4 protein-coding genes and 1 pseudogene are annotated in these 6585 nt (G+C 71.7%); 4 read left to right on the top strand and 1 reads right to left on the bottom strand.

Annotated features, from left to right (window positions below):
* Nucleotides 1–295 precede the first annotated feature (295 nt).
* Nucleotides 296–1855 (bottom strand): CehA/McbA family metallohydrolase, encoded by a 1560-nt coding sequence (locus O3Q52_RS46500; RefSeq protein ID WP_269654522.1) that lies wholly within the window; start codon nucleotides 1853–1855, stop codon nucleotides 296–298.
* Nucleotides 1856–2089: 234 nt separating this feature from the next.
* On the opposite strand from O3Q52_RS46500, the gene O3Q52_RS46495 reads away from it, so the two are divergent.
* The 4 genes and pseudogenes from O3Q52_RS46495 to O3Q52_RS46480 form a co-directional block, all read left to right on the top strand.
* A complete protein-coding gene (locus O3Q52_RS46495) occupies nucleotides 2090–2935 on the top strand; it encodes an LLM class F420-dependent oxidoreductase (RefSeq protein ID WP_269654521.1) in 846 nt (281 codons plus the stop codon).
* Between the two features lie 97 nt (nucleotides 2936–3032).
* On the top strand, nucleotides 3033–5618 hold the full coding sequence (locus O3Q52_RS46490) for a bifunctional FO biosynthesis protein CofGH (protein WP_269654520.1): 2586 nt from the start codon (nucleotides 3033–3035) through the stop codon (nucleotides 5616–5618).
* A 136-nt stretch (nucleotides 5619–5754) separates the two neighbouring features.
* On the top strand, nucleotides 5755–6321 hold the full coding sequence (locus O3Q52_RS46485; RefSeq protein WP_269654519.1) for a hypothetical protein: 567 nt from the start codon (nucleotides 5755–5757) through the stop codon (nucleotides 6319–6321).
* Nucleotides 6322–6350: 29 nt separating this feature from the next.
* A pseudogene (locus O3Q52_RS46480) lies at nucleotides 6351–6585 on the top strand (hypothetical protein); the annotation flags it as partial.

Raw genomic sequence — 6585 nt, 5'->3', positions numbered from 1 at the left:
GGGGCCGGCGCCTCCGCCTCGCCCGCGCTGCCCGCCGGCTGGCAGCCCTGGCGGACCCAGCCCCCACGCACCCGCACCCAAAACGCCGAACCTCAGACGCCCTTTTTTGGGGGGCGCGGGGCGTTGACATATGCGGCTCCGCCGCGGGGCGCGCCCAGCCCCCACGCACTCGCACCCAAAACGCCGAACCTCAGACGCCCCTTTTAGGGGCGCGGGGAACTGCGCGACCAGCCACAGCGCACCCGCACCCGACGAACCACCCCTCCGACGCCCCACACCAACAGCCGAGCGCAGCTCACCCGCGCCCGAGGAAGATCGGATTCGTGAACGCGGCCAACGCACCGGGCAACGGCCCGGCCGCAGCCTCGTGCCGCACCTCCGCCCGCACATACGCCGCGTACTGCGCAGTCGTACGCCACTCCACCACCCCGCCCCCGGACACGGGCAGCACCGCACTCGTGAACAGCACACCCTGGTCCGTGACGAAGCGAACCGTGCAGCGCGGCACCCCCGACGCCTCCAGGGTGACGGTGACCGGATCGTCCCGGTCGACCTTCAACCGCCCGCCGATCCCCGCGTGTTCGCCCTTCGGCCCGGCCGCGGAGAACGACAGCGACACCTTCTGCGACTCCGCCACGTACGAGCGGCCCGCCCGGATGCCCTCCTGGATCGCCTCGCGGGTCAGGTCGTCGGCGAGGACGACGGTCTGAGGCGTGCCGACCGGGTCGGGATCCCGGTGGGCGTCGCTGTTGCCCATCGCCGGAATCCAGCCCCGGCCGCCCCCACCGTCACCCCGGCCCTCGCGCACGGAGGCGACCAGCATGCTGTCCCAGTCGGCCAGCGACACCTCGTCGTCGGGGCCGAACGGCCCGTTCCACACCTCGACCGCGTCCGCCTCGCCGAAGCCGAACTTCCAGTTGCAGCCGACGCAGGTGGCGTGCGGATGGGCGGGCACGACCAGGCCGCCGGCCTCGCGGATCCGGCGCGCGTACTTGCCGAAGCGGTTGTCGCGCGCCCGGTAGCGCCAGTCGACGAACGTCCCCGGGTCGGTGCCGAGCGCGACGACGTGACCGTTCCTCGTCGTCACCTCCTCGCCCAGCAGGATCAGGAGGTCGTCACCGGCCTCCGAGGCCCAATGGGCGTGCGAGGAGTGCGTGTTGTGCTCGGACGTGTTGATGAAGTCCAGGCCCGCCGCCCGCGCGAGGGCCGCGATCTCGGCCGGGGTGCGGCGGCCGTCGGAGTACCAGGAGTGCAGATGGCAGTCGCCCCGGTACCAGGCGCGCCCGCGGCCCTTGGCCCGCGACGGCGGGTACACCGGCTTCACGACCGTGCCCGGCTCGCCGTACGTCAGCGTGATGGTGACCTCGTACGGGAGTCCCTGCGGGGCCACGGTGTACGGGCCCAGCGCGATGTGCCAGGTGCCCTCCTTGACCGGGCCCGGGATGTAGCCCGGCGTCGCGTCGTCGGCGCGGATGAAGAACTCCGTGCGTGCCCCGCCCGACCAGCCGCGGAATCCCTTGCCGCCCAGCTCGGTGCCGCGCTGGTCGAAGATGCCGATGTCGAGCGCGTTGCCCGCGGTGCCCGCCGGTACGGAGGGCTTCTGGTAGGTGTACGCGACCTTGATCTCCCGTACGCCGTCCGGGACTTCGACGGGGAGGTACACGAAGTCCGGCGAACCGGTGGGCAGGGTGCCACGGACCGTCCGGGTCTCGGACGCGTCCGCCGCGTCGGCGGCCTCGCTCGGAAAGCTCACGCTTCCCAACGTAAGCGCGGCGGCGGCTCCCGTCACGAACAGCGCGCGTCTGCCGATGCCGTGGTCACCGCTGCGGTCTCCGCTGTGGTCGTCCTCGCACATGTCTGCTGCTCCCGGGTCTCGTGAGTGACTGAGTGGCATGTAGCGGTTCAGGTGCTGTGGGGGTGGTACGGACAACCCTGGTATTCAGCCGTGAACTGTGGGGCAAGGGAAGGGGATCGGCAGTTTTCGGGTATGGAGCACTCGTAAGAAGCATTCGGAAGCATTCGTGAGAAGCAGGTGGAATGCCTACCGGTCGGTATGGACAGTTGATGCTCGTGCCGGTAGGGAGGTGCCATGCGCATCTCCGTGACGATCTTCCTCACCGACGAGACGATCACCCCCACGCTGCTCGCTCGTGAGCTGGAGGAGCGCGGCTTCGCCGGGCTCTATCTGCCCGAGCACACGCACATACCCGTGGAGCGCGTCACCCCGTACCCGGCGGGCGGTGAGCTGCCGCCCGAGTACGGCCGGACCCTCGACCCCTTCGTCGCGCTCGGCCAGGCGGCGGCGGTCGCCGAGTCGCTCGCGCTGGGCACCGGGATCACCCTCGTCGCCCAGCACGACCCGGTCGCCCTCGCCAAGCAGATCGCCACCCTCGACCACCTCTCCGGGGGCCGTTTCACCCTCGGCCTCGGTTTCGGCTGGAACGTCGAGGAGGCAGCCGACCACGGCGTCGACTGGCGCACGCGGCGGGAGCTGGTCCGGGACCGGATGGCCCTGATGCGGGCCCTGTGGTCCACCGAACCGACCGGCTACGAGGGCGAGTTCGGCTCCGTACGGCCCAGCCACGCGCACCCCAAGCCCGTACAGAAGCCACGTGGACCCGTTGTCGGACCGCGCACGCTCGTCGGGGGAGCGGCAGGGCCCAAGCTCTTCTCGCACATCAGCGAGTACACGGACGGCTGGATGCCGATCGGCGGCCGCGGGCTCACGGAGTCCATGCCCGTGCTGCGGGCCGCCTGGGCCGGGGCCGGCCGCGACCCCGAGGCCCTCCAGGTCGTGCCGTACGCCGTGCTGCCCACCCCCGGCAAGCTCACGCACTACGCGGACCTCGGCATCGAGGAGGTCGTCCTCCAGTTGCCGCCGGCCGGGGAGGGGGACGTACTGCGCGTTCTGGACGAATACGCCAAGTATCTGTAGCCGGCCGCTGGTGTGTCACTGGTGCGCCGCTGGTGTGCCGCTCGTGACGTGACTCATCTGACGTAGGGCCTGATCAATGCGATCGTATGCTCGAAGGATGACGACTTCCGCGACCTCCGGAACCGGGCCCACCGCGAACGCCATGCGTCGCGCCCTCAAACGCGCCCGCGACGGCGTCGCTCTCGACGTCACCGAGGCGGCCGTGCTGCTCCAGGCACGCGGCGCCGACCTGGACGACCTGACCGCGTCCGCCGCCCGGGTGCGTGACGCGGGCCTGGAGGCGGCGGGCCGCCCCGGCGTCATCACGTACTCGAAGAGCGTCTTCATCCCGCTCACCCGGCTCTGCCGGGACAAGTGCCACTACTGCACGTTCGTCACGGTCCCCGGCAAGCTCCGCCGGGCGGGCCACGGGATGTTCATGTCCCCGGACGAGGTCCTCGACATCGCCCGCAAGGGTGCCGAACTGGGCTGCAAGGAAGCCCTGATCACCCTCGGCGACAAGCCCGAGGACCGCTGGCCCGAGGCCCGCGAGTGGCTCGACGCGCACGGTTACGACGACACGATCGCGTACGTACGGGCCATCTCGATCCGGATCCTGGAGGAGACGGGCCTGCTGCCCCACCTCAACCCGGGCGTCATGTCGTGGACCGACTTCCAGCGGCTCAAGCCCGTCGCGCCGAGCATGGGCATGATGCTGGAGACGACGGCGACGCGGCTGTGGAGCGAGCCGGGCGGCCCGCACCACGGGTCGCCCGACAAGGAGCCGGCCGTCCGCCTGCGCGTCCTGGAGGACGCGGGCCGCTCGTCGGTCCCCTTCACCAGCGGTGTGCTGATCGGCATCGGCGAGACGTACGAGGAGCGCGCGGACTCCCTCTTCGCGCTGCGGCGCGTGTCGCGGTCCTACCACGGCATCCAGGAGCTGATCATCCAGAACTTCCGCGCCAAGCCGGACACGGCGATGCGCGGGATGCCGGACGCCGAGCTCGACGAACTGGTCGCGACGGTCGCCGTGGCCCGGCACATCATGGGCCCCTCGGCCTGCCTCCAGGCACCGCCGAACCTCGTGGACTCCGAGTACGGGCGGCTGATCGGCGCCGGGATCGACGACTGGGGCGGGGTCTCGCCGCTCACCATCGACCACGTCAACCCCGAGCGCCCCTGGCCGCAGATCGACCTGCTGCGCGAGCAGTCGGCGGAGGCGGGCTTCGAACTGCGCGAACGGCTCTGCGTCTACCCGGAGTTCGTGCAGCGCGGCGAGCCGTGGCTGGACCCGCGGCTGCTCCCGCACGTACGGGCACTCGCGGACCCGGAGACGGGGCTCGCCGTGCCGGACGCGGTCGTGGAGGGCCACTCCTGGCAGGAGCCCGAGGAGGCGTTCACCTCGTCGGGCCGTACGGATCTGCACACCACGATCGACACCGAGGGGCGTACGTCCGACCGGCGCGAGGACTACGACCACGTGTACGGCGACTGGGACGCCCTGCGGGAGGCCGCGGCGCCCGGCATGGTGCCGTCCCGGATCGACACGGACGTCCGGGCGGCGCTGGCGACGGCCGCCGACGACCCGACCCGCCTCACCGACGACGAGGCGCTGGCGCTGCTGCACGCGGACGGGCCCGCCCTGGACGCGCTGTGCCGGATCGCCGACGACGTCCGCAGGGCGGCGGTCGGCGACGACGTCACGTACATCGTCACGCGGAACATCAACTTCACCAACGTCTGCTACACCGGCTGCCGTTTCTGCGCCTTCGCCCAGCGCCGCACGGACGCCGACGCGTACACCCTGTCGCTCGACCAGGTCGCCGACCGTGCCGAGCAGGCGTGGGACCTGGGGGCCGTCGAGGTCTGCATGCAGGGCGGCATCCACCCGGACCTGCCGGGGACGGCCTACTTCGACATCGCCCGCGCGGTGAAGGAGCGCGTGCCCGGCATGCACGTCCACGCCTTCTCGCCGATGGAGGTCGTGAACGGCGCGACCCGCACCGGCCTGTCGATCCGCGAATGGCTGACCGCGGCCAAGGAGGCGGGCCTCGACTCGATCCCCGGCACGGCCGCCGAGATCCTCGACGACGAGGTCCGCTGGGTCCTGACGAAGGGCAAGCTGCCCACGGCGACCTGGATCGAGGTGATCACGACCGCGCACGAGCTGGGCATCCGCTCCTCGTCCACGATGATGTACGGGCATGTGGACCAGCCCCGCCACTGGCTCGGCCACTTCCGCACGCTCTCCCGGATCCAGCAACAGACCGGCGGTTTCACGGAGTTCGTGACGCTCCCCTTCATCCACACGAACGCGCCGGTGTACCTGGCGGGGATCGCCCGTCCGGGCCCGACGACCCGGGACAACCGTGCGGTGATGGCGATGGCGCGGCTCCTCCTGCACCCCCACATCCCCAACATCCAGACCAGCTGGGTGAAGCTGGGGACGGAGGGCGCGGCGGAGATGCTCCGCTCGGGCGCCAACGACCTCGGCGGGACGCTGATGGAGGAGACCATCTCCCGTATGGCGGGCTCGTCGTACGGCTCGTACAAGTCCGTCAAGGAGCTGATCGCCGTGGCGGACGCGGCGGGACGGCCCTCCCGGCCCCGCACCACCCTGTACGGCGAGGTGCTGGAGGAGCGGCAGCGGGCCGCGGCGGCCTCGGACGGGCATCTGCCGGAGCTGCTGCCCGTGCTGGAGTGACGGACGCGGCCCGCGGGTCCCGGGCGTGCGGACGCCGGGCCTGGGGCGGGTGGGCCAGGATCGGCCGAGGACCCCGTCGGAGTAGGATGATCCGACCCTCCGACGGGGTGAATCAGAGCTGAGGAGATGCGTACGCGTGCCTGCCCGACGGCTTCCCTCGTGGGTCTGGGTCTCCGGTCTGACCGCGGCTGCTCTGGTGGCGGTGACGTTCCTGGCCGTCAAGGCCGACAAGGGCCCGCAGCCCACGGCCTCGGCCTCGCCGAAGCCCTCCGCCTCGGCGACCGCCAAGCCCTCCACGGGCCCCGACGAGTCCAAGCCGGTCGCGGTGCCGGACGGCTCCGGCACCGGACGGCGCATCGTCTACTCCCTCGACCAGCGCCGCGTATGGCTCGTCGACGCGAGCGACGCGTCCCGGCGCAGCTTCAAGGTGTGGCCCGGGACGGTGAACCCGGCACCCGGCTCGTACACCGTCGGTACCCGACGCGAGACGAGCACGGGCAGCGACGGCGTGGAGATCGAGAACATCGTCTTCTTCACCGTCAGTTCGGGCACCAACATCGCCTTCTCGAACGCCGTGGACGGCTCTTCTCCGCCGCCGCCCGCGTCCGGCGTACCGACCGGCGGGATCCGGATGCGTGCCGCCGACGGTGACGCGGTCTGGAAGTTCGGCACGGCGGGGACGAAGGTCGCGGTCGTCGACTAGCGACCGGCCGGACAGGTCCTTACGGCAGCGTGCTGCTCTCGGCCGAGGTACTGGCCTGGTCCGGAGCCGTCGACGGTTCGGACGGTTCCAGGGACGGCGGGGCCTGTGTCGGCGTCGGGGTGCTGTCGGGGGCGGTCGGCCGGGTCGGCTCGGTCGTGGCGCTGGAGCCGCCCGGGACGCCGGTGCCGGCGCTCGGTGCCGAGTCGCTGGGGTTGCGGCTGGGGCTGGGAGTCGCGGGCCTGGACGGCGACGGCGAGGGGGTGG

Origin of the sequence: Streptomyces sp. ActVer, from assembly GCF_027270795.1 — a bacterium.
GTDB classification, from domain to species: Bacteria; Actinomycetota; Actinomycetes; order Streptomycetales; family Streptomycetaceae; genus Streptomyces; species Streptomyces umbrinus_A.
This window is presented reverse-complemented; position numbering and strand designations above follow the sequence as displayed.

Bases quoted from the DNA above. Each gene is read 5' to 3' on its own strand.
- O3Q52_RS46500 (WP_269654522.1), bottom strand. From the start codon at position 1,855: ATGTGCGAGGACGACCACAGCGGAGACCGCAGCGGTGACCACGGCATC.
- O3Q52_RS46495 (WP_269654521.1), top strand. From the start codon at position 2,090: ATGCGCATCTCCGTGACGATCTTCCTCACCGACGAGACGATCACCCCC.
- O3Q52_RS46490 (WP_269654520.1), top strand. From the start codon at position 3,033: ATGACGACTTCCGCGACCTCCGGAACCGGGCCCACCGCGAACGCCATG.